Origin of the sequence: Streptomyces sp. TLI_053, assembly GCF_900105395.1 — a bacterium.
In the GTDB taxonomy this organism is placed as follows: domain Bacteria; phylum Actinomycetota; class Actinomycetes; order Streptomycetales; family Streptomycetaceae; genus Kitasatospora.
In genome coordinates this window covers 2,822,263-2,845,589 of the sequence record NZ_LT629775.1, presented here as the reverse complement: position 1 = coordinate 2,845,589, position 23,327 = coordinate 2,822,263, and the positions used below count along the sequence as shown (strand labels likewise).

General features: G+C 71.9%; 14 protein-coding genes. 9 read left to right on the top strand and 5 right to left on the bottom strand.

From position 1 onward, the window contains the following. The first annotated feature begins 180 nt into the window (after positions 1-180). Entirely contained in the window at positions 181-735 is a 555-nt protein-coding gene (locus BLU95_RS11220; RefSeq protein WP_093859894.1) for a Dps family protein, read from the top strand. Positions 736-931: 196 nt separating this feature from the next. Here the strand turns inward: BLU95_RS11220 and BLU95_RS11215 are convergent, their stop codons facing one another. Both BLU95_RS11215 and BLU95_RS11210 read right to left on the bottom strand, forming a co-directional pair. Beyond that, positions 932-1,414, bottom strand: a complete 483-nt coding sequence (locus BLU95_RS11215) for a DoxX family protein (protein WP_093859893.1) — start codon at positions 1,412-1,414, stop codon at positions 932-934. Positions 1,415-1,443: 29 nt separating this feature from the next. After that, positions 1,444-2,106 carry a hydrolase gene (locus tag BLU95_RS11210; protein ID WP_093859892.1) on the bottom strand — a complete coding sequence of 221 codons (663 nt, stop codon included), beginning with the start codon at positions 2,104-2,106 and terminating at the stop codon, positions 1,444-1,446. Between the two features lie 392 nt (positions 2,107-2,498). On the opposite strand from BLU95_RS11210, the gene BLU95_RS11205 reads away from it, so the two are divergent. From BLU95_RS11205 to BLU95_RS45055, 3 genes are all read left to right on the top strand, one after another. Next, positions 2,499-4,379, top strand: coding sequence for an amidohydrolase (locus tag BLU95_RS11205; RefSeq protein ID WP_173862250.1), 1,881 nt, complete (start codon positions 2,499-2,501; stop codon positions 4,377-4,379). 83 nt (positions 4,380-4,462) lie between these two features. Further along, positions 4,463-5,224 (top strand): YoaK family protein, encoded by a 762-nt coding sequence (locus BLU95_RS11200; RefSeq protein WP_502689829.1) that lies wholly within the window; start codon positions 4,463-4,465, stop codon positions 5,222-5,224. Between the two features lie 208 nt (positions 5,225-5,432). Beyond that, positions 5,433-8,162: a BREX system ATP-binding domain-containing protein gene (locus BLU95_RS45055; protein ID WP_093859890.1), complete on the top strand. Its 2,730-nt coding sequence runs from the start codon at positions 5,433-5,435 to the stop codon at positions 8,160-8,162. A gap of 101 nt (positions 8,163-8,263) precedes the next feature. On the opposite strand, the gene BLU95_RS11190 is transcribed toward BLU95_RS45055, so the two are convergent. Further along, a complete protein-coding gene (locus BLU95_RS11190) occupies positions 8,264-9,421 on the bottom strand; it encodes a hypothetical protein (RefSeq protein ID WP_231978520.1) in 1,158 nt (385 codons plus the stop codon). 232 nt (positions 9,422-9,653) lie between these two features. After that, a complete protein-coding gene (locus BLU95_RS11185; protein WP_093859888.1) occupies positions 9,654-10,226 on the bottom strand; it encodes a PadR family transcriptional regulator in 573 nt (190 codons plus the stop codon). Between the two features lie 123 nt (positions 10,227-10,349). Between BLU95_RS11185 and BLU95_RS11180 the strand changes: the two genes are divergently transcribed. Next, complete coding sequence (locus BLU95_RS11180; protein ID WP_093859887.1) at positions 10,350-10,772, top strand: nuclear transport factor 2 family protein; 423 nt, start codon at positions 10,350-10,352, stop codon at positions 10,770-10,772. A 289-nt stretch (positions 10,773-11,061) separates the two neighbouring features. On the opposite strand, the gene BLU95_RS11175 is transcribed toward BLU95_RS11180, so the two are convergent. Further along, the gene (locus BLU95_RS11175) at positions 11,062-13,218 is read right to left on the bottom strand and encodes a UvrD-helicase domain-containing protein (RefSeq protein ID WP_093864795.1); all 2,157 of its coding nucleotides are present in this window, start codon (positions 13,216-13,218) and stop codon (positions 11,062-11,064) included. 118 nt (positions 13,219-13,336) lie between these two features. On the opposite strand from BLU95_RS11175, the gene BLU95_RS11170 reads away from it, so the two are divergent. The 4 genes from BLU95_RS11170 (at position 13,337) to BLU95_RS11155 (ending at position 23,290) form a co-directional block, all read left to right on the top strand. Next, positions 13,337-14,275: a serine/threonine-protein kinase gene (locus tag BLU95_RS11170; RefSeq protein ID WP_093859886.1), complete on the top strand. Its 939-nt coding sequence runs from the start codon at positions 13,337-13,339 to the stop codon at positions 14,273-14,275. 82 nt (positions 14,276-14,357) lie between these two features. After that, positions 14,358-15,635 (top strand): serine/threonine-protein kinase, encoded by a 1,278-nt coding sequence (locus BLU95_RS11165; protein ID WP_231978519.1) that lies wholly within the window; start codon positions 14,358-14,360, stop codon positions 15,633-15,635. 108 nt (positions 15,636-15,743) lie between these two features. Next, positions 15,744-18,959, top strand: a complete 3,216-nt coding sequence (gene drmD, locus BLU95_RS11160) for a DISARM system SNF2-like helicase DrmD (RefSeq protein ID WP_231978518.1) — start codon at positions 15,744-15,746, stop codon at positions 18,957-18,959. Then, positions 18,956-23,290 (top strand): Eco57I restriction-modification methylase domain-containing protein, encoded by a 4,335-nt coding sequence (locus BLU95_RS11155; RefSeq protein WP_093859885.1) that lies wholly within the window; start codon positions 18,956-18,958, stop codon positions 23,288-23,290. Before drmD ends, BLU95_RS11155 begins: the two co-directional genes overlap by 4 nt. Positions 23,291-23,327: the final 37 nt, after the last annotated feature.

Here is a 23,327-nt window from a genome sequence, read left to right as displayed (position 1 = left end):
GGCGATTGCCTCTGGGAGCACAGCCGGTCGTCCGAGAGCGCTCGGGGTCGGCCCGGGTCGGTCGGGCCGGCTTGTGCGCGGACCGGCCGGGTCGGTGCGCTGCGGGAACAGGACGCCGGCCGTCGCGTTCCTACGCTGACCCGGTCCGGCATTCCGCCCCAGAGAAATCCCAGGAGCACCATGAGCGGCCAGCCGCGCCTCCACCGACACGGCCCGGAGATCCAGGAGTTCGGCACCGTCACCCGGCTGCCGATCGCGCTCTCGCACGACGCCCGGCAGTACTCCGCCCAGCGCCTCAACCGCGCTCTCGCGAACACCCAGTTCCTGTACGCGCTGTACAAGAAGTACCACTGGGGCATGCGCGGGGCGACCGCGTACCAGCTGCACCTGCTCTTCGACAAACACGCCCGGGAGCAGCTGGAGTTGGTCGACGCGCTGGCCGAACGGGTGCAGACCCTCGGCGGCGTCGCGGTGGGGGACCCCCGGCACGCCGCCGGGATCACCGATGTGCCGCGCCCGCCGGACGGCATCGAGGGGGTGCCGTCGATGCTCTCGCGGCTGCTCGACGCCCACGAGAGGGTGCTCGCCGACGTGCGCGACGCCGCGGCCCGCACGGCGGAGCTCGGCGACGACGGCACCCAGGACCTCCTGGTCTCCCAGGTGATCCGTACCGGCGAGACCCAGGTCTGGTTCGTCGCCGAGCACTTGGTCGCGACGCCCGAAGCCGGGGCGTGACCGGGGGCCGGGCCCGCCTCGTCGGCGGGCCCGGTCCGGTGTCCGGTCCGGTGTCCGGTCCGGCGCCCGGTCCGGCGCCCGGCGTGCGGTCCCCGGCACCGGGCCGGAGGCGTGCGGGGGTGCGCGGCCGGAACGGGCTCGGGCCCATGGGGGAGTGATCGCCCCATGGGCCCGAGCCCGTCGTGCTGCGCCCGCCTCAGTCGCGGTGCAGCGCCAGCCGGGTGGCCAGGCCGCCGCCGACGCCGGCGACGACGGCCGCGGGCAGGCACCACAGCGGCCAGTGCGCCAGGCCGAGGGCCCCGTCGGCCGACCACCGGCCGGGTCCGGTGGCGGTCAGGGCCGCGCCGATCGCGGTCAGGACGAACGGGAACTCGTACCCGTCGTGCTGCACCCACAGCCCGTGCGGCCACTTGACCGTCACGGCGACGGTCATCACGCCCATCACGCCCGCGCCGGCCAGTGGCGTGAGCAGTCCGGCGGCCAGCATCAGCCCGGCCCCGATCTGGGTGCCGCCGGCGGCGAGCGCGGTGAGCTTCCCGCCGCGGAAGCCGTCGCCCCGGAACTCGGCGCTGCCGCCGTCCAGTCCGCCGCCGCCGAGGTGGAAGCTGACCTTCTGGACGCCGTGGCCCGCGATCAGCAGGCCGGTGACCAGGCGCAGCAGGAGAAGGCCCGTGTTCATGTCGGACTCCGTCGGGTCGTGGTGGTCCGTCAGCCGGCGGCGTGCGGGTCGATCATGGAGTGGGCGTAGACCAGGCCGAGGCCGTAGGCGCCGCCGTGCTCCTCGACCAGCTCGGTCACCGGGACGTAGGTCTCGGCCCGCGCCCAGTCGCGCTGGAGCTCGAGCAGGACCTGGATCCAGGTGACCGGCACGGCACCGGCGGCGGTCATCCGCTGCAGGGCGTGCTCGTGGGCCAGCGGGCTGACCCCGCCCGAGGCGTCGGCGACGACGTACACCTCGTAGCCCTGCTCCAGTGCGGAGAGGGCGGGCAGGACCAGGCAGACCTCGGTCCACAGGCCGGACAGGACGATCTTGCCGCGGCCGGTGGCCCTGACCGCCTCGACCAGGGCCTCGTCCTCCCAGGCGTTCATGGTGGTGCGGTCGATCACCTCCTGGTCGGGGAAGACGGCCTTCAGCTGCGGGAGGATCGGGCCGGAGAAGGACTCGGCGGCGACGGTGGACAGCACGGTCGGCACGTCGAAGATCCTCGCGGCCTTGGCCAGGCCGACGGTGGAGTTGATGATGGCGGTGCGGTCGCCGCTGCCGGTGCCGAAGAACATCTGCGGCTGGTGGTCGACGAAGAGCATCATCGCGTTGTCCGGGGTCAGCAGGTCCGGGCTCGGGGCGGCGTGGACGTTGGTGAGGTCGACCATGGTTCTTCTCATCTCCGGAATGCTGGATCTCTTGGGAGCGCAGGGAACTGACACTGCGTCGGACGCCTGCCGGATCGGCCCGGCGGCTCGTCGACGACGTTAGTGCGCGACGGCCCGGCGGTTCTGCTCGCCAGGTGCCCGGGACTGGCCCGACAGCGCACGGCGGGCGGACTCCGGACCGGCCGCCGGCCGGAGTGCGCTGCGGGGCAACCGCCGGTGCGCTGAGGGGAATCCGCCCCGCCGCCGGGTGCCTAGGTTCGCCGTGCGGCCCTCGAACGGGCCGTCGGGCGGCCCCGGAGCGAGCCGTTCCGCGTCAGTCGTTCCGCGTCGGCCGTTCCGTGTCGGCGGCACCGTGTCGGCCGCTCCGTACGAAGGGACCCCCGTTGTCCACCATGCCCGTCGCCGGGATCCGCCCCGGCGCCCCCGAGCAGCCCGCCGACCTGGTCGTGCGCAACGCCAAGGTGTTCACCAACGACCCGCGCCGCCCCGGGGCCACCGCCGTGGCGGTCAGGGACGGTCTGGTCGGTGCGGTCGGCGACGACGCGGACGTCGCCCCGCTGGTCGGCCCCGGCACCCGGGTGGTCGACGCGCTCGGCCGCCGGCTCGTCCCCGGCCTCAACGACGCGCACCTGCACGTCGTCCGCGGCGGACTCAACTACGTGCTGGAGCTGCGCTGGGACGGCGTCCGGACACTGCGGGAAGCCCTCGCCGTGCTCAAGCTCCAGGCCGAGCGCACTCCGCCCGGTCAGTGGGTGCGGGTGGTCGGCGGTTGGTCGGCCGACCAGTTCGCCGAGCGGCGGCTGCCCACCCTGGCCGAGCTCAACGCCGCGGCGCCCGACACCCCGGTCTTCGTCCTGCACCTCTACCAGTCCGCCCTGCTCAACAAGGCCGCACTGCGGGCCGCCGGTTTCACCCGGGACACCCCCGATCCGGCCGGCGGCCAGATCGTGCGCGGCCACGACGGCGAGCCCACCGGCCTGCTGATCGCCGCCCCCGGAGCCCTGCTGCTCTACTCCACCCTCGCCAAGGCGCCCGCCCTGGACGAGGCCGACCGCCTCGGCTCCACCCGGCACTTCCTGCGCGAGCTGAACCGCTTCGGCCTCACCTCCGCGATCGACGCCGCCGGGGGCTTCCAGAGCTTCCCCGAGAACTACGGCACCGTCACGGAACTCGCCCGTCGCGGCGAACTGACCCTGCGCATCGCCTACCACCTCTTCCCGCAGACCGCCGGGCAGGAGCTGGACGACCTCGCCCGCTGGGTCGAGACCGTGCGTCCGGGCGAGGGCGACGAGTGGCTGCGCCTCAACGGCGCGGGCGAGAACCTCACCTGGGCCGCCGCCGACTTCGAGAACTTCGCCGAACCCCGGCCGCAACTCGGCGCCTACGAGGGCGAGTTCGAGAAGGCAGTCCGACTGCTGACGGAGCACGGCTGGGGCTTCCGCCTCCATGCCACCTACGACGAGACCATCCGCCGCGACCTCGCCGTCTTCGAGAAGCTCGCCGCCGAGGGTCTCTTCCCGCAGGGCAACCGCTGGCTCTTCGACCACGCCGAGACCGTCACCCCGGACAGCCTTGACCGGATCGCGGCCCTCGGCGGCGCCGTGTCCGTGCAGAACCGCCTCTCCTTCCAGGGCGAGGCCTTCGTCTCCCGCTACGGTGCCCCGGCCGCCGCCGAGGCACCGCCGCTGCGCGCGATGCTGGACCGCGGCCTCACCGTCGCGGCGGGCACCGACGCCACCCGGGTCTCCTCCTACAACCCCTGGGTCGCCCTGCACTGGCTGGTCTCCGGCCGGGCCGTCTCGGGGCGGCGCCTGGCCGCCCCGCACAACCGGCTGGGCCGCGCGGAGGCGCTGGAGCTCTACACACTCGGCGGCGCCCGGCTCACCGGCGAGGAGGACGTCAAGGGCCGTCTGAAGGTCGGGAGTTACGCGGACCTCGCGGTCCTGGACGCCGACTACTTCACCGTGCCGGAGGCCGACATCCCGCACATCGAGTCCGTGCTCACCGTCGTCGGCGGACGCATCGTCCACGCCGCCCAGGAGCACGAGGGCCTGGCGCCCGGGCTGCCCCCGGTGTCGCCCTCCTGGAGTCCGGTCACCCGCTTCGGCGGCTACCGCGCCACCCCCGCCCCCGGCCCGGCCGCCGGTGTCCGGCAGGCCGAGGGCGTCCTGGAGGCGGTGGCCGCCTCCGACGAGCAGCACGCCTGGCGTACGGCCCGCGGTCTCGCCGCCCCCGGGCGGCCGCGGGTGCCGCTGGATCCGTGTTTCCTCTGACGCGCCGCCGGTCCCGGCGCGGGCGGCGCCGGCCCGAGCCGGTGCCCCCGCCCGCAGTCCCCTTCCGTCCACAAGGAGCCGTCGTGGCCGTACCCGCAGCCGATTCCCGCACCGCATTGCCGCAGCCGTCCGGACCGCAGCCGTCCGGACCGCAGATCCAGGACCGTCACCCGCTGGCGCTGGCCCTCTTCGGCCTCACCCTGGTCAGCGGCCTGATCGACGCCGTGAGCTACCTCGGCCTCGGCCACGTCTTCACCGCGAACATGACCGGCAACGTCGTCGTCATCGCCTTCGCCCTCGCCGGAGCCCCCGGCTTCTCCGTCGCGGGCTCGCTGACCTCGCTCGCCGCCTTCCTCCTCGGCGCGGGAGCGGGCGGCCGGATCGCGGTCCGGTGGAGTGCCGGCCGTCGCCCCGCCCGGCTGCGCGCGGTCTTCGGGCTGGAGGCCGCGCTGTACGGCGCGGCCGCCGCCGTGCTCTTCGTCCGCCCTCCCGAGGGGGCCGCGCAGTACGCGGTGACGGCGCTGCTGGCCCTGGCGATGGGCATGCGCAACGCCACGGTGCGGGGCCTGGGGATACCCGACCTCACCACCACCGTGCTCACCCTCACCCTGACCGGCCTGGCCGCCGACTCCCGGCTCGTCGGCGGCACCGCCACCCGGCAGCGCCGCCGGATCCTCTCGGTGGCCACGATGCTCGCCGGCGCGGCCCCGGGCGCGGTCCTGGTCCTGCACGGGCGGATCGCCTGGGCCCTGGTGGTGTGCGCGGTGCTGGTCGGCGCCACCGTGCTGCTCCACCGCGGGTGGGACGACGGCCCCGCCGGGTCCGCGCCGGGCCCCTCCGCGTGAGGTCCGCCTCCCCGTCCCCGGTGGCCCCCGGTCGGCCCCGTCGCCCCCGGTCGGCTCCGGTCGGCCGGAGGGCGACGGTTCGGGGCGCCGGCCGTCGCGGCCGGGGGGCGGCCGACCGGCACCCCGTAGAAGTGGATCCGGTGGTTCCGGCCGGCGGTAACCTTGGGTGCCCGGGCGGCGGGCGAGCGGACCCGAGGGAGCGGAACCAGTGTCGGCGGTCAGGCGTTTCCCGGAACCGGTCGGCCGACAGCGGGAGACCGAACTGCTGACCGCCGCGCTGGTGCAGGCCGTGGACGGCGCGAGCGGCTCCACCGTGCTGCTGCGCGGGGACGCCGGTGTCGGCAAGAGCACACTGCTGGCCCGGGTGGAGCGGGTGGCGCGCGAGCGCGGCTTCACCGTTCTGCGCGCGGTCGGTACGGAAGCGGAGACGGACCTCGCGTTCGGAGCCCTGCACCAGGTGTTTCGGTCGCTGCTCCAGCGGTCCGGCGCGCTGTCCGCGCACCAGCGGGACGCGCTGGAGAGCGCGCTCGGTGTCCGCTCCGGGACCCCGAGCGGCTTCGCCGTCGGGGCCGCCGCCCTGGTGCTGCTGGAGGAGGCGGTGCGGACCGCTCCCGTGCTGCTGCTCCTGGACGACCTGCACTGGGTCGACTCGTCGAGTGCGACCGTCTTCGCGTTCCTGCACCGGCGGTGCGCCGATCTGCCGGTGGTGATCGTCGGCGCCACCCGTGCGGACGGACCGGCCGCCCAGAGCTGGTCGGCGGAGTGCGTCGACGTGCCGGCGCTGCCCCGGTCGGACGCCGCTCTGCTGCTGGCCACCTACTGTCCCGGACTCGCGGCCACCACCAGGGAGCGCGTCCTGGCCGAGGCGGCCGGGAACCCGCTGGCGCTGGTGGAACTGCCGCGGCAGTTGGCGGACGCCCAGCAGCGCGGCGCCGCACCGTTGCCCGAACGGCTGCCGCTGGGACGGAAGCTGGAGCGGATGTTCGCCGAGCGGCTGGGGGCGGTGACACCGGAGGTCGGCCGGATCCTCCTGCTCGGAGCGCTCGCCGCCGGTCCGGAGTACGGGAGCGGCGAGTGGCTGCGGGCCCTCGCCGACGAGAACACGCTGGAGATCCTGGACCGGGTCGGGACGGAGGGCCTGGCCCGGCTCGACCCGGCCGGACAACTCGTCTTCCGGCACCCCCTGGTCCGCACCGCCGTCGTCGCCGCCGCCTCCGACGGCGCACGGCGGGAGGCGCACCGCGCGCTGGCCGACGCCCTGGCACCGGACGACCCCCGACGGCTGGTCCACGAGGCGGCCGCGGCGCTGCTGCCCGACGAGGACCTCGCGCACCGGCTCCAGGAGGCCGGCCGCGACCTCGCCCGGCGGGGCGGCGAGGCGGAGGGGGCGCTCCTGCTCGAACGTGCCGCGGCCCTCAGCCCCGGCGGCGCCGACCGGGTCCGCCGGCTCACCCGGGCCGCCGTGATGTCGGCCCGCGGCGGCCAGCTGCGCCACACCGCGGCCCTGGTGGAGGAACTGCGGACCACCGTCGTGCCGCCGGACATCGCCCCGCTGTTCTCGTACGCGGTGGTCTACGCCGACCAGAGCCACCACATCGACTTCGAGTCCTCCGCCGCGCTGCTGCCCGCGGCCCTCGACACCCTGACCGCGCCGGGCGCCGACACCTTCGACGGGCTGGTCGAACAGGCCTACTTCAAGCTGCTCCTGGCCGCCTCGTACACGGACGACCCCTGGGCCTGGCGCGCCCTGGAACGGCACCGGGAGAAGGTCTCCGAGGCGGGCCGGCTGTGCCTGCGGGCCTGGACCGACCCGGGACCGGACGTGGCCGCGGCCCTGCTGACGATGGCCGAGGGCATGACCGAGGAGCAGGAGGCCGGCGCGGCCTGGCTGCTGCTGTGGACCGCCTCGGCGCTCGACTGCCCGGAGGGCGACCTGTGGCAGCGGTTCACCGGACTGCACGGCTACGCCACCCAGGGCTCGGTCGCCAAGGCCAAGGCCCAGCAGGACTACCTGCTCGGGCACTGGGACCGGGCGGCCGTCTGCCTGCGCGAGGCCGAGATCGCGGACGAGCTCGGCTACCACACCAACGGCCTGATGTTCCGCCAGTACTACGCGCACTTCCTGGCCGGCCGGGGGGACGGGGCCGGGCTGGCGGAGGTCGAGCGGGCCGTCCGGCCGCACGCGACCCGGGCCCGGATGCGGTACGTCCTGGACCGGCTGACCCATCTGCGGGGCCTGGTTGCGCTCGCCCACCGGCGCTACGAGGAGGCCTACGCGCACTTCTGCGAACTCACGCCGCCCGGGCACCTGCCCGGCGGCCCGCCCTGGCGTCACACGCTGGTGTTCGACCTGGTGACCGCCGCCGTGCACACCGGCCGGCACCAGGAGGCGCGGGCCCACCTCGCGGCCGGGCGGCAGGCCCGCTCGGCCGGGATATCGGGCCGCCACGCCTTCCTGTGCGCCGCCGCCACCGCCCTGGCCGCGGCCGACGACGAGGCCGACGCCGCCTACCGTGCCGCGTACGCCGTCCCGGGCGCCGAGCAGTGGGCGTTCGAACTGGCCCGGCTCCGGCTCGCCCACGGAACCTGGCTGCGCAGGCACGACCGGCCCGGGGCCCGGGAGGCGCTGCGCGCGGCCCACCAGGTGTTCCGCCGGCTCCGCGCCACGCCCTGGGCGGGACAGTGCGAGCGGGAACTGCGCGCCGCGGGCGACTCCGTGACCCTCCCGCAGGAGGGCCCGGCCGCCACCGGACCGGCCGGGCTGACCGCGCGGGAGCTGCGGATCGCCGGGCTCGCCGCGACCGGTCTGACCAACAAGGAGATCGGACGGCAGCTGCAGCTGTCGCCCCGAACCGTCGGGGCCCACCTGTACAGGATCTTCCCCAAGCTCGGCATCACCACGCGGGCCGCGCTCGCCCAAGCCATCGACGGCCTCTGACCTGCCGACGGAGCTGCGAGTACGAGGGCGGCGCCGGCGAGCAGGGGCCGGCGGCCGGGCGGGGGACGGCGGCCGGGCGGGGGCACGGACCCTCCTGGCGGTCAGTGGGCGGACGCCCCGGACCCGGGCCCGGGGTGTGCCGGTTCGAGGGCGCTGTGGCAGACGGGGTGGGTACGGGCGCCGTAGGAGCGCGCGGCGACGACGAGGCCGATGCCCAGTCCGGCGAACGCCAGGCCGCCGAACTCGACCATCCAGGTCATCTGCGCGGTGCTGGTGAACGGCGCGACCGGTTCGAAGGGGGACAGCACGCCGACGGCGATGAGCGGGGCCATGACGGTGAGGACGCAGCCGTACATCGCCAGCGGGAGGCCGGTCAGCCAGGCCGGTACCAGCGGAAGCAGGCGCGGCACGCGTCGTCCGGCCAGGACGAGCGTCCAGCGCGGGAAGACCTGGCCCCAGACGTACAGCAGGCCCAGCAGCAGGAAGATCCCGACCAGGGCCGCCAGCACGGTGATGTCGATCCCCACCGACGCCGCGGCCTTCACCGGCCCCGAGGAGCCGGGGCTGATCGCCTCCTGCCACTCCTCGGCCGAGACGCCGAGGACGTCGCCGCCCAGTGTCCAGACGGTCTTGACGCCCGCCCACGGCAGGAGTCCGCACATCAGCAGGTACACCGCGGCCCGGGTCCGCCGCGGGGCGCGGGACGCGGCCGGGTGGGCGAGCGGCCCGTCGTCGGCGCCGGTGTGCGGCCTCGCGCACCGCGGGCAGTCGCCGCGCAGCCGGCGGCGGTAGGAGAGGGCGACCAGCAGCAGCAGTGCGGCCCCGGTGGTGTTCAGCAGCACCTGGGCCAGACCGGTGGCGCTCTCGACCCCCGAGAGCGTCACCAGCGTCACGAAGTACAGCGGCAGACCGCTCGTGCCCACGGCGAACAGCGGGAGCGCCACGGCCAGCGCCGCCGCCACCGCGACCCGGCCGGCCCTGGCGAGCGGCCGGGTGGTGGCCAGGCAGGCGGCGCCGGCCAGGACGGCGAGGGCCGCCAGGGAGAGCTGGACCCCCGGCGCGTAGGCGGCGTGCTCCTTCCACTGCACGGTGGTGCGCGTCGCCGCCCAGGCGATCTCGACGGCGGCGTACAACGCGCCCCACAGGGCGGCGGCCGTGGGTGCCCAGACCGGCCAGCGGCGCCGCCACAGCATCCGCTCCGGGCCCGCGTCCCCCGGCCGGGGGACGTGTCCGGTCGTCGGACTCGCAGGAACAGCCACCGTGACCTCCGTACCTTCGGAATGCGCATGCACGTCAAGACTCCCCGCCGGCCGTGCCGGTCGCGTCCGCCGGGCGGACCGCCCGCCTCCCCCGCGCGGGGGAGACGGGCGGTCCGGGGTCGGTCCGGGGTCGGTCCGGGGGAGAGAAGTGCGGTGCGCCCGGCCACGGTGTGCGGCATCGGGGCGGGCGGGCGACGGGACCTGGACGTCCGCCGGTGTCCGGGCGGCGCGGTCAGCCGTCGGCGGCGGCGGCGGTGCGGGCGTCGAGGACCCGCAGGGCCGTCTCGGACCAGCGGATGTTCTCGCGCTCGAACGCCATGCCGCGCAGCAGGGTCAGATACGGGCCGACGCGTTCGGCCCCGGCGAGGTGCTGCTCCTCGGTGCGGCCGTCGAGGAGCTTGGTCCGCAGGCGCTCGTAGCGGGCGAGCTTGGCGCGGGCCCACTCCAGACGTTCGGCGACGGCGGCGCGGACGGCGGCGGCGTCACCGGCGTCGACGCTCTGGACCTTGACCATCAGCTCGTCGCGGATGGTGGTCGGCTTGCTGGTGTGCTCGGCGGTGTAGGCGTGGACGGCGGCGAGTCCGGCGTCGGTGAGGGAGAAGAGGCGCTTGTTGGGGCGCCGTTCCTGCTCGACCACCCGGGCGGAGATGAGGCCGGCCGCCTCCATCCGGTCCAGCTCGCGGTAGAGCTGCTGCGGGGTGGCCATCCAGAAGTTCGCCACCGAGGCGTCGAAGCCCTTGGAGAGGTCGTAGCCGGAGGCCTCGCCCTCCAGGAGGGCGGCCATCACCGCGTGCCGCAGAGCCATGCGGTCACGCTAGCAGCCACTGGTCAACAAGGCGACTAATAGCTATGGACAGTACGTTCCCGACCGCCCCATACTCGCCGGTACACCTACTCAATTCGATGACTAGGAACCGGAGACCTCCCCATGCACCCGTTCCGCAAGGCGGTCGAGGACCGCGACGCCCGGGCCATGACCGAACTCCTCGCCGAGAACGTCGTGTTCACCAGCCCGGTCGCGTTCAAGCCCTACCCCGGCAAGGCCATCACCGGCGCGATCCTGCGCGCCGTGCTGCGGGTCTTCGAGGACTTCGCCTACGTCCGCGAGATCGGCGACCCCGACGGACGCGACCACGCCCTCGTGTTCACCGCCACCGTCGGCGGCAAGCAGCTCCAGGGGTGCGACTTCCTCCACCTCGACGAGGACGGGAGGATCGACGAGCTCACCGTGATGGTCCGCCCGCTCTCCGCCGCGCAGGCCCTCGCCGCCGCGATGGCCGCCGAGTTCGACCGGATCGCCGCCGAAGCCGCCGGAACGGCGGACCCCGCGACGGTAGATGCGGCCGGCTGACCGGCTCGCCGACTGCGAGGAGGTCACCGCCCGGGACCTTGCATCCAGCGCCCCCTCCGGCCACCCACGCGATGCTCGGCCCGGACGCGGTTCCCGTCGCTGTCCGGGCCGGGCCGACAGCCACCTCGCTCCCGCGACCCCGGGTCCGCGTGCGGGCTGCGACCGCGACTTCACGATCGAGGACGGGGGACCCCGGCCTTGAGATCCGCTGAAACATTGTCGGGCGCCTCCGGATGTCCGGTCCCGCCGTCGTGCGGCGGCGGGGATCCGGGGGCAGTCGACGGACGTGTCAGAGAGATGCGGGCACCCGCACCTCGGCGACCGGCACGAGGAAGGTGCTCGGTGCCCCGTGCCAGGAGAGCGAGAGGGCCTCTCTTGCCCGCGTACAGGCGACGAAGAGCAGACTGAGCTCGCCGGCGAGGTCCTCCCGGTGCTGCTGCGCGTCGGACTCCAGCGGAGTGATCGCGCTTCGCATGGGCACGACGGTGTCGCAGACGCCTGCCACCGCGACGCAGCGGAACTCCAACCCCTTCATGCGGTGCATCGTCCCGATCCGTACGCCCGTTCCCGACGCCCCGGTGCCGAGTACCCAGGCAGGTGTCCCAGCCTGCTCAAGGGCTTGAGCGATGTCGCGTCCCAGCTGGACGAACCGCACCGCCACGCCGATGTCCTCGGGGCGGACGCCGGATCCGATCCACTTCTCGATGCGTGCGACCAGTGCCTTGATCTCCTCGGCCTTGCCGGGGTGGCCGTGCACATCGGGGTGTGCACCGTGCAGAGTCGAGTGGTAGCCGGCAAGGGACTCCTCCCCGCCGTCCATGTCGTCCGGTCGCTCACCGGTGAGGAGGGACGCGGCCCAGGTCAGGATCTCGTGAGTGGTTCGGTAGTTGATCCGAAGACGCGAGGACCTGCCGGCGACCTGGATGCCGAGCGAACGGAGCGAGACCTTGTTGCCGTAGATCCGCTGATGAGTGTCACCGGCGATGAAGAGGTCGTCGGGCCCGGGGGCGACCAGCGCCCTGAGGAAGCGCCACTGGGCGGGGTGCAGGTCCTGTGCCTCGTCGACCACCACATGTCGGAACGGACGATCGGACGGTTCGTCCAGAACCTGTGCGGCTCGCGCGCACACCTGGAAGAACGTCCATTCCCCGGACTGCCGCAGCTTTTCCTCGAACGCCACGACCGCGCGCCACAGCTGGGCTTTCTGCAGTGGGCCGAGCCGCTTGCCCCGGCCGTCCCGCGGCGCCTTGAGGTACTGCTCCGGGCTGGTGATCGCCTGTGCCAGGACGACCTGCCGCCACTCCTGGTCGAGGAAGGTATCGGCGAAGTCGAGGCCGAGCCCCCGGGAGATCCGCCCCCAGCGGGCGAGGATCTCCCGCTGGTCGACGAGGATCTTCAGCGGCGCACCGCCGCGCTCCCGGCGGACGACCTCGTTCGCCAGCGCGTCGACGTTGACGACCCGGACCTTCGCCCTGACCCGCTCGTCCGCGATCAGCAGTGCCAGACAGCGTTCGAGCTCCGCGGCGAGGTCCTTCGTGAAGGTCGTGAGCAGCACGCACCCGTCCGGCGCGTCCGCCGGCAGCCGGCGGGCCAGCTGGTGCGCGCGGTGCAGTGCCACCACTGTCTTCCCGGTCCCGGGGCCGCCGGTCACCCGGGCCGGACCGCCGTAGGACTCCCGGTACGCGATGCGGTACTGGGCGGGGTGGAGGAAGATCCGCCAGGTGTCGAACGGCCGCTCCAGGATCTCCAGCAGTTCCGTGGGGCCGGAGACCAGGGCGACCCGGCCACGTGCATGGGCCATGGCGGCGACCAGGCCGTCCCCGGACGGCTCGGCCTCCTCGGGTACCGCGCTCCGCGCGTAGGCCTGGACGATCTCGCGGTCGACCTCCTCGGGCTCCATGCCGCTGGCGAGCCCGAGCAGAACGTCGAACTGCTGCTCCGGCAGGACGGTGTGGAGGGCCTCCAGATGGGTGTCGTCCGGCAGCAGCCGGATGATCGGCAGAATCTCCTCCTCGATGCCCAGCTGCCGAAGGACCTTGTCGGAGTGCCCGGCGAACAACCGCCGGGACTCCTCGCCGGCCACTGCCCTCAGCGACTCGGTGGCATGCTCCAGTGCGACGTCGTTCCGGATTTCCACGCCCTGCGTGGCCGCGTTGACGGACGCCCGGTGCTTGCACGCCCAGTCGTTCGCCTTGTCGTGGGGGAGGACCTTCAACAGCAGGTAGACATCGCCTTCTTCGGCCTTGAGGACCACTCCGCGCCAGAAGTCGGTGATCCGGATGGTGCGGATCCGCGGGTCCCGCTGGTTGGTCAGTTTCTCCAGGTGCGCGCCCGTGTGGGTGGCCGAGGCGAACTTCTCGAAGGCCTCGCTGACCCGCCGTTGCACCGGTTTTTCCAGGGCCGCGAACTCCAGCAGAAAGTCCCGGTGCATTCCCAGCGTCGCCACGCGGGCCCCCTTGCGCATCGGTCGATCGGCGGCAGTGCGCACACTGTACTGGGCCGGGGCGATCAGTCGGGATGCGTACGTACGGCTGCCGTACACTCCCCGGGGCGGGAGGAGGCACATGCAGCACATCGGCCGGGGCACCGTGCTCGGAAATCGGTACGGGCTGGAACAACCCCTGGCGCGAGGGTCGATGGGGCACGTGTGGCAGGGCCGTGACCGCCATCTCGGCCGGGCGGTCGCGGTCAAGCTCGTCCCGGCCGATCTGCTGTCCGATCCGGCGGGCCGCGACGGAGTGCTGCGCCGCTTCGAACTGGAGGCCAAGGCGGCGGCGGCACTTGACCACGTCAACATCGCGACCGTGCACGACGCGGACATCACCGGCGAGACCTGCTGGTTGGTCATGCAGCTCGTGGTCGGCTCGACCCTCGGTGTCCTCCTGGACGAACGGGAACGCCTCGATGTCGAGTCCGCTGTCGCCGTGGCCGCACAGCTGTGCGCGGGTCTGTCGGCGGCGCACGCCGCCGGGCTGGTGCACCGGGACCTCAAGGCCGAGAACGTGATGGTCGCCCAGGACGGCGTCGTCAAGATCCTCGACTTCGGTCTGGTCAAGGTGGTGGCGGACAACGGTCCGCGGCTCACCTCGACCGGCGAACTGCTGGGCAACCTCCAGTGCGCCTCCCCGGAGCTGCTCAGGGGCTCACCGGTCCTCGACGCCCGCAGCGACCTCTACAGCGTGGGATGTCTGCTGCACCTCATGCTGACCGGTCGCCCGCCGTTCGACGCCTCGACGCCGCCCGCTCTGGTGGCCGGGCATCTCGGTGCGCCGCCGCCCCTTCTTGCGGACTGCGGGGTCGAGGTGCCCGCCGGCCTCCAGGAGCTGGCCACCGCGTTGCTCGCCAAGGAACGCGAGGCGAGGCCCGGGTCGGCCGCCGAAACCTATGCCGCACTCGGACCGTACCTGCCGGCGGCACAACCGGGACCGGACGCGCTGCGCCGCTTCGGCCCGGAGGACCCCCGGCGCCCGTTCGTGCTTCCGCAAGGCCCCTACCCGGTGTGACTGCACGGTTGCTCCCGAATGAGAGGATGCTCCGGACAGTGCTGGTGGGGTGCGAACGAAGCTGCGACTGGGGACGGGACGCGTGACACGGGAGATCCTGGGACGCTACGAGTTGTCGGACCTCCTGGGCCGGGGCGGGATGGGCGAGGTCTGGGCCGCGCGGGACCGGCTGGCCGGCCGCCGGGTGGCGGTGAAGTTCCTCTCCTCGCACGGGCACGGTGACGTGTCCACCGCCTTGGAGCAGCGGTTCCTGCGGGAGGCCCGGCTGACCTCGGCCCTGCGCCATGTCGGCGTCCCTGTCGTGCATGACCACGGGAAGCTCGGAGACGGCCGGCTGTACCTGGTGATGGAGCTGGTCCCGGGGGAGACCTTGTCGACACTGCTGAAGTCGGGGCGGTTCCCGATCCACCGGGCTGCCTCGGTGGCCGCGCAGACGGCCGATGTACTGGCGCACGCGCACACCAACGGCGTGATCCACCGAGACCTGAAGCCGTCCAACCTGATGCTCACCCCGACCGGCGCGGTCAAGGTGCTCGACTTCGGTATCGCCGCCGCGTTGGAGCCGGGGCCGGACGAGCCGCGGCTCACCGCCACCAATGCCACGCCCGGGACCGCCGGGTTCATGGCCCCGGAGCAGGCGGAAGGGCGCTCGGTCGCCGCGAGCGACCTGTACGCCCTGGGGTGCCTGCTGTACGAGCTGCTGGCCGGTACTCCTCCGCTCACCGCGCCGAATCCGGTGATGCTGATGTACCGGCACGCGACCGAGGAGCCGGAGCCGGTCACCGCGCACCGGCCCGACCTGCCCGGCGCACTCGCCGACCTGGTGATGCGGCTGCTCGCAAAGGCACCGGAGGACCGCCCTTCGTCCCAGGAGGTCCGCGTCACCGCGGCCCGGTGGGCGGCGGAGGCGTCCGGCGGCGAGGCCGAGGCCGAGGCTGCGGCCGCACTGGAGCGGTACGACGGGCTGTGCACGGCCGGCGACCCGGGGCGAGCCCATGAGGGGTACACCGGTCTGGCCGAGCGGCTCGCCGGCAGCAGGGCCGTTGACGATCCGCAGGTGTTGGCCTGCCGGGCGGGTGCTGCCCGCTGCCTGGTCGTGCTCGGGCGTCCTTCCGAGGCTCGTGACGCGTTCGAGGCCCTCCTGCCGTTCCAGACGCGAGCCCTCGGTGCCACGCATCCGTCCGTCTTCGACACCCGGTACCGGATCGCCAAGCTGGTCGCCGACTCCGGCGGCCGGGCGCGAGCCCGTGAGCTTCTCGTCCTGCTGCGGGATGCCCAGCGTGCGGCTCTGCCGGATGCCGATCCCGGCGTCGTCCGGACGGTCCGGCTGATCGAACGACTGGACCGGATGCTCGGCTAGATCTGTGAACTTTGTACACAGGTTCAATGTGGTAGGATCCGCGTCGGCCGGCCCTTGCATGCGCGGTGGCCGAAAGCATCCGGAGAACCGACAGAAGGCGGACCGATCGTGGCGGACCGGCGTACGGACAGCGGAACCGACGAGCGACTCCCCGAGGAGGGCGAGCTGGTCGAGGTCCGCGGCCAGAGCTGGGTCGTGTCGAGGGTCGATCCTTCCGTTGTCTCCGACAACGGTACTGCCGCGACCCTGGTGCACCTCCAGTCCGTCGCCGACGGCCGCTTCGGCGACACGCTCAGTGTGATCTGGGAGATCGAGCCAGGCCGCCGTGTGCGGCCCGCCGGCTCGCTCCCCGACGCCGCCACCGGCCAGTACGACCCGCCGGCGCGCCTCGCCGCCTTCCTCGACGCCGTCCGGTGGTCCGCGGTCGCGTCCGCCGACGCCAAGAACCTCCAGGCGCCTTTCCGCTCCGGCGTCGCCGTCGAGCCCTACCAGCTCGAACCCGTCTCCCGTGCGGTCGGTGCGCCCCGCGTCAACCTGCTGCTCGCCGACGACGTCGGCCTCGGCAAGACCGTCGAGGCCGGCCTCGTCGTCCAGGAACTGCTGCTGCGCGGCCGCGCCCGCCGCGTCATGGTCGTCTGCCCCGCCGGCCTGACCCTGAAGTGGCGGGACGAACTCGCGGAGAAGTTCGGTCTCGAGTTCACCATCGTGGACTCCGAGCAGTGCGCCCGGCTGCGCCGCACCCACGGCACCGCAGCCAACCCCTTCCGCGTCCACCCGCTGACCATCGTCTCCCTGCCCTGGCTGCGGGGCGGCAAGGCCCAGCGCCTCCTCGACGAGGTTGTCCCGGTCGGTGAGGCCGCGCGCAACGAGGACGGCACCGAGCGCCGGTTCTTCGACCTGCTGGTCCTCGACGAGGCGCACCACGTCGCGCCTGCCGCGCCCAAGCAGGTCTACGCGGTCGACTCCCAGCAGACCAAGCTCATCCGCCGCCTCGTGCCGCACTTCGAACACCGGCTGTTCCTCTCCGCCACCCCGCACAACGGCTACCCCGAGTCCTACACCGCCCTGCTCGAACTCATCGACAACCAGCGCTTCGCCCGTGGTGTCGACCCCGACAAGGCCGCGCTCGACGACACCGTCGTCCGCCGTCTCAAGAGCACCGTCAAGTACCCCGACGGCAGCAACCGTTTCCGTGCCCGCGAGACCCGCGAACTCACGGTCGACTACACGCCCGCCGAGCTGGAGGCGCACGGGCTGGTCAGCAGCTTCGCGGACCTGCGCCGCAAGCGGCTCGCCTCCAAGGCCCGCGGCGGCCGGCGGGCGGCCGACCTGGTGACCCTGCTGCTGAAGAAGCGGCTGTTCTCCTCTCCGGCCTCGTTCCTGCGCACCGTGCGGATCTACCTCGCGCACCTCGACGACACGGCCGGCCGCCCCCGCTCCGCCGCCAGCGACGTCCCCGAGTGGCTGGAGGAGTTCGACGACCTCGCGGCCGAACTCGACGACCTCGCCCTCGCCGAGGCGGAGGACGACGCCCTCACCCGCTCCACGCGGCTCACCCCCGAGGAGGACGGCGAGGAACTCCGACTGCTGCGCGAGATGGAGCGCTGGGCACTGACCCACGAGGCCGCCGCCGACTCCAAGGCCGCCGAGCTGCTCACCTACCTCAAGGCGGTCTGCCGCCCGGACGGCAAGCACTGGCAGAACGAGCGGGTCGTGGTCTTCACCGAGTACCGGGACACCCAGCGGTGGCTGGTCGAGCTGCTCCGTCAGGAGGAGATGACCGACGGTGGCAGGGTCGCGCAGCTGCACGGCGGTCTCACGACCGAGGAACGGGAGCAGATCCGGCTCGGGTTCCAGGCCGCGCCCGACACGGCCGAGGGGCGCGTCCGGATTCTCGTCGCGACGGATGCCGCCAGCGAGGGCATCGACCTGCAGAACCACTGCCACCGCCTGGTCAACTACGACATCCCCTTCAACCCCAACAAGCTCGAACAGCGCATCGGCCGGATCGACCGCTGGGGGCAGCGCAAGGATCCGCAGATCTTCCACTTCGTCGGCTCCGGCTGGAAGACCGCCGTCGCGGGCTCCTACGAGGCCGACCTGGAGTTCCTCTCCCGCGTCGCGAAGAAGGTCGCGCGGATGGAGGCCGACCTCGGCTCGGTCAACGCCGTCATCGCCGACGCCGTCCAGCGCCGGATGACCGGCGACCACGCGCCGGTGGACATCGACAACGCCAAGCCCCGGCAGATCAAGGGCCGCACCACAGGCGGAACGGTCGCGGCCGAGCAGAACGTCACGGCCCAGGCGAAGCGGCTCGCCGAGCAGTACCAGGAGACCGTCGACAACCTCGGTCTCACCGCGGAGAACGTCCGTCGCGTCGTCGACACGGCGCTCGTGCTCGACCGGCAGCAGCCGCTGGTGCCCTACCACCACGAGGACTTCGACGGCGGTCTCTTCGAGGTCCCGCCGCTCACCGGCACCTGGGAACGGGCCACCCGGGGCCTCGCCCACAAGCTCCGGGCCGGCGAGCAGCGGCCCGTCACCTTCGACGCGAAGATCGCCGGCCAGGCTCGTGACGAGGTCGTCCTGGCCCACTTGAAGCACCCGCTCGTGGCTTTCTCCACCCGGCTGCTCACCGCGGCCGTCTGGAACGCGGACAGTGTCGGACTGCACCGGGTGTCCGCCGTCGTCACCGACGATCCGAGTGTGGAGACCACGCTCGTCGGCGCGTTCGCCCGGTACGTGCTCGTCGGCGTCGACGGGACCCGGCTCCACGAGGAGGTCCTTTACGCGGGCGGGTGGTTCGGCGACACCGGGCGCTTCCGCCGCTGGGAGTCCGTGAGGGGCCTCGGGAAGACTCTCTCCCATGCGCTGACCACCGGCGTCGAGGCCGCACCGCACCTGCGGGCAAGCGTTGCCGAGGCCTGGCCGCGACTCGCCCAGCCGCTGACGGACTCGCTCACCGCCCGCTCGCGCGAACGGCGCGCCTCGCTGGAGAAGGCCCTGCTCGACCGGCGCGAGGAGGAGGAGAAGCGGATCGGTGCCACCCTCGACCGCTTCGAGGCGACGCTGCGTGCCAAGCTCAAGGAGGAGGGCGACGGGATCGGCGAGCAGATCGCCCTCTTCGGCGATCGTGAACTCACCAGCGTCGAGCAGCGCCAGTACCGCGAGGACCGTGAGCGGTGGGACGCCCGTCTGAAGGGTCTCGCCGCCGAGCGCGAGCGTGAACTCGCCGTCATCGAGAAGCGCTACCGAGAGCCCCGCTCGCACCTGTTCCCCGTCGCCGTCGTCTTCGTGATCCCCCAGAAGGAAGCCGCCCGATGAGCCCCCGCCCCGCCGCCTCCCGCGGACTGGCCGCCGCCAAGGCCAAGGCCCTCGACGGCCGTGCCCAGCACCAGGAGTGGCTCGAACTCACGGAGGTGTCCGGGCCGTTCCTGACCATGCCCGTCCTGCTCGGCACCTGGCCGCAGCTGGACGCCGTGGAGCGCGAGCAGCGCAACCGGCTCCGCGCCCGCCACGCCGACTGGCAGACCGACATGGTTGCCGGGCGGGACGAGTGGGTCGCGTATGTGCTGCGCGACCTGCTGGAGTGGGGCGACGCCCTGGAACTGCGGCAGGGTGAGGACGACGACCTGGCGCTCGACCTGTTCACGGTCGACGTGCCCGAGCACGGGGCCCGGCTGCGCGCGGACTTCGCGCTGGTCGAGCCGGGGGGCGGGGCGCTGGGCGCTGAGCCGGACGCGGCCGCCGCGGCGAAGCGGGTGCCGCTGATCGGGATGGTCGTGCCCACTGGGACGGTGCCGACGGCGCGGGCGGCGTGGGGCGGGGAGTGGTCGGCCACTCCCGCGGACCGGCTCGCCCGGCTCTGCCGGCACCACGGGATTCCGCTCGGGCTGGTGACGGACGGGCGCTGGTGGTGCCTGGTGTGGGCACCCGTGGGCGGTGTCACCACGACGGCGCTGTTCGACACGGTCGGCTGGAACGAGGCTGCCGAGCGGAACGTCGTGCGGGCGTGGATCTCCCTGCTGCGGCGGCGTCGCTTCTTCGAGTACGAGGCGGCGGAGACGCTCGAGGGGCTGCTGAAGAAGAGCCTGGAGGCGGGCGAGGAAGTCACCGACGCGCTCGGTGTCCAGGTCCGGCAGGCGGTCGAGTTGTTGGTCGACGCCATAGGGCGGGCGGACGCTCGGGCCATGGAGCGTGGGGCTGTCGGGCTGCACGCGGAGGATGTGAGCGCGCAGGAGGTGTACCGGGCGGCCGTCGCCGTGATGATGCGGGTGGTGTTCCTGCTCTTCGCGGAGGAGCGGGGGCTGCTGCCGGCCTCGTCGCAGGTGTACGCGGAGTCGTACTCGGCGGGGCGGCTCTGTGCGGACCTCGAGGCCCGGGCGCTGGCCGAGGGTGAGGGCGCGCTCGAGCACACGACGGCGGCGTGGCATCGGCTGATCGCGCTGTTCCACGCGGTGTACGGGGGCGTGAAGCACCCGGAGCTGGAGCTGCCGGCGTACGACGGGTCGATTTTCGATCCGACGAAGTATCCGTGGCTGGAGCAGGGCTCACCGTTGCTGGCGATCGATGATCGTACGGTGCTGCACATGCTGCAGTCGGTGCAGTACGTGCAGATCGGGCGGGGGAAGACGAAGGAGCGGCGGCGGCTGACGTTCCGGGCGCTGGACGTCGAGCAGATCGGGTACGTGTACGAGGGCCTGCTGTCGTACGACGGCAAGCGGGCGGTGGACACGGTCGTCGGGCTGATCGGGCCGGTGGGGCTGGAGCACGAGGTCCCGCTGCGCGAGCTGGAGTCGATGGCGGCGTCGTGCCGGGACGTGACGGCGCTCGCGAAGAAGATCAGCGAGGCGTACAAGGAGCCGAAGCCGGGGATCGGTGCAGCGGGGAAGATCGAGAAGCTACTCGCGCCGTTGGCGGGGGAGGCTGTCGACGAGGCGAAGCGGTTGCTCTATGCGGCTTGCCGGGACCGTGCGTTGGTGGAGCGGTTGCTGCCGTTCTTCGGGATCATCCGGCGTGACCTGCGGGACCTGCCGGTGGTCATGCCGGCGGGCGCGCTGTATGTGACGCAGTCCTCCCTGCGGAAGAACACGGGAACGCACTACACACCGAGGCGGCTGGCGGAGGAGGTCGTCACCCACGCACTGGAGCCCCTGGTGTACCGGGTGGGCCCGTTGCAGACGGCGAAGACCGAGGACTGGGTGCACAAGACGGCCGAGGAGATCCTTGATCTCAAGGTCGCCGACATCGCGATGGGCTCCGGAGCCTTCCTCGTCGCCGCCTGCCGGTACCTGGCGGACCGGCTCATCGACGCTTGGGTTCGGGAGAAGCGCCAAGACGCAATCGACTTCCGGTCCGGTCGAGTTGTTGACACGGTGACTGCTGTCGACGCCGAGTCGGATCCGATTGTCGTCAAGGCGCGCAGGGAGATTATCGAACACTGTCTGTACGGGGTCGATATCAATCCGGCGGCAGTGGAGATGGCCAAGCTGTCGCTGTGGCTGGTCTCCATGGACCCGACGCAGCCGTTCACCTTCCTCGATGACCGTTTGGTGGCAGGCGACTCACTGCTGGGGATTACCAGCCTGGACCAGCTGAAGGCTGTCCACCTGGACATTGCCAAGGGCGACCTGATCGGCTCGGCTGCCGATACCGAACGGCTGGTAGAGGAGGCTGCACAGGCACGACATGCCATCACGGAGATAAAGGGCAAAGACCTCTCGGCGCTAGCAGAGAAGCGCAAGCTCCTGGAAGGCGTCCGAAAGCACACTGCCAGGCTTCAGCTCATCGGCGATCTGATTGCTGGCGCGGCGCTCGCCACCTGCGCCTCGGGGCGTGTGGAGTGGTATGCGCCGAACAGCGGCGACCGTGTTCGTGATCTCTTCCCGCTGGCGGCCGGAGCAGCGAAGGCGCTCGGCCTGGGCGACGTGGACGAGGAGACGGCTGAGGTGGCGAGGGCTCATCGTCTGGCGTTGGAGTGGCTCACCAGCGAGCTTCCGGATGGCGGACTGGAACGGCGTCCTGTGCACTGGCCATTGGAGTTTCCGGAGGTCTTCCAGGAGCGTGGCGGATTCGATGCTGTCATCGGCAATCCGCCATTCCTAGGAGGGAAGAAACTTACTGGCGCCATGGGCGAGGCGTACCGGGAGTACATGGTTGACTACCTCGCTGCTGGTATGCGAGGCAATGCTGATCTGGTGGCATACTTCGAGCTTCGCGCACATGAACTGCTGAATGAAAATGGCCAAAGCGGTCTGATCGCTACGAACACGCTCGCCCAAGGGGATACTCGGGAGGTGGGGCTCGATCAGTTGGAAGCGGCAGGTGTTGAGATCCGCAGGGCTGTCAAGAGCGCTCCCTGGCCTTCTAATTCCGCCGTCCTTGAATACTGTGCAGTCTGGACTAGCAAATCTGCTTCTTTGAATGGTGCTGAATGGATAATTGGTCGCGATGTGGTGCACCATGGGATCTCTACCTCGCTGAATCCTAAGACTCGAGAGGCGTCGTGGGCTGAGGTCCTGGATGGCAGTAGCGGAAAGTCGTTTCAGGGTGCCATTATTCTGGGTCTGGGATTCACGCTTTCAGAATCCGAGGCACGGGCATGGATTGCCGAGGATCCTAGCTGTAAGGATGTTCTGTTTCCATATCTAAATGGTCAGGATGTCAATAGTAGCCCTGCACACAAGAGTGACCGATGGGTCATCAACTTCCATGACTGGCCCGAGGCTCGGGCGCGCAATTATGCAAGACCTTTCGCGCGTATCGAATCTGACGTCAAGCCGGAGCGTCAGAGGAGGAATTCGAATGGGGCGTTCCAGCTTCGCAAGCCACTCCCGCAGCGATACTGGCACTATGCGGACAAACGTCCGGCGCTGACGACGGCCATCAACCGGCTCGACCGCTGTGTCGTCATCGCCCGGGTGAGCAAGGTGGTCATGCCCGTCTTGGTGTCGACTGGGCAGGTCTTTAGTGAAGCAACGGTTGTATTCGCTTCTGATGATCTTGGGATGCTTGCGCTGCTAAGTAGTGCCGCACACTATTGGTGGACGATTGATCGTGCATCGACCCTTGAAACTCGAATCCGTTACACGCCCACCGATGTCTTCGAGACTCTTGTGCGCCCGCCGCTCACCAGCGATCTGCGGGTCGCCGGATCTAAGCTAGACAGCTTCCGTCGGGAGTTGATGCTGCGCCGTGACATGGGGCTGACGGCCACCTACAACCTCGTGTACGACCCGGACTGCAACGATGGAGACATCGTCGAACTCCGGGCCATCCACGAGGAGATCGACCGTGCGACCATCGCCGCCTACGGCTGGTACGACCTGCTCGACCCCACCGGCGCCACGCGCCCGGCGGACCCGACGCACGAGACGTTCCCCCTCGACCACGGGTTCCACGAGACCGACCAGGGGACCCGGTACACCATCGGGCTGCTCGCCCGGACGGAGATCATCGACCGCCTTCGCCGGCTCAACCACCAGGCGTATGCCGACGAGGTGTTCCTCGGGTTGCACAAGAAGCCGAACCTGCGCCCGGACCTCCCGTCGCCCTCCGCCGAGGCGCGGCGCAGGAAGGCCGAGCGGCCGAGGGTTTCCGGTGCGCCTGGCTTTGGTGATGACGGGCTTTTCCCGCCTGAGGGTGCTCTTTTCTGAGGGCCGACCGTTCGCGTGGACCCCGCTCCGAGGAGCG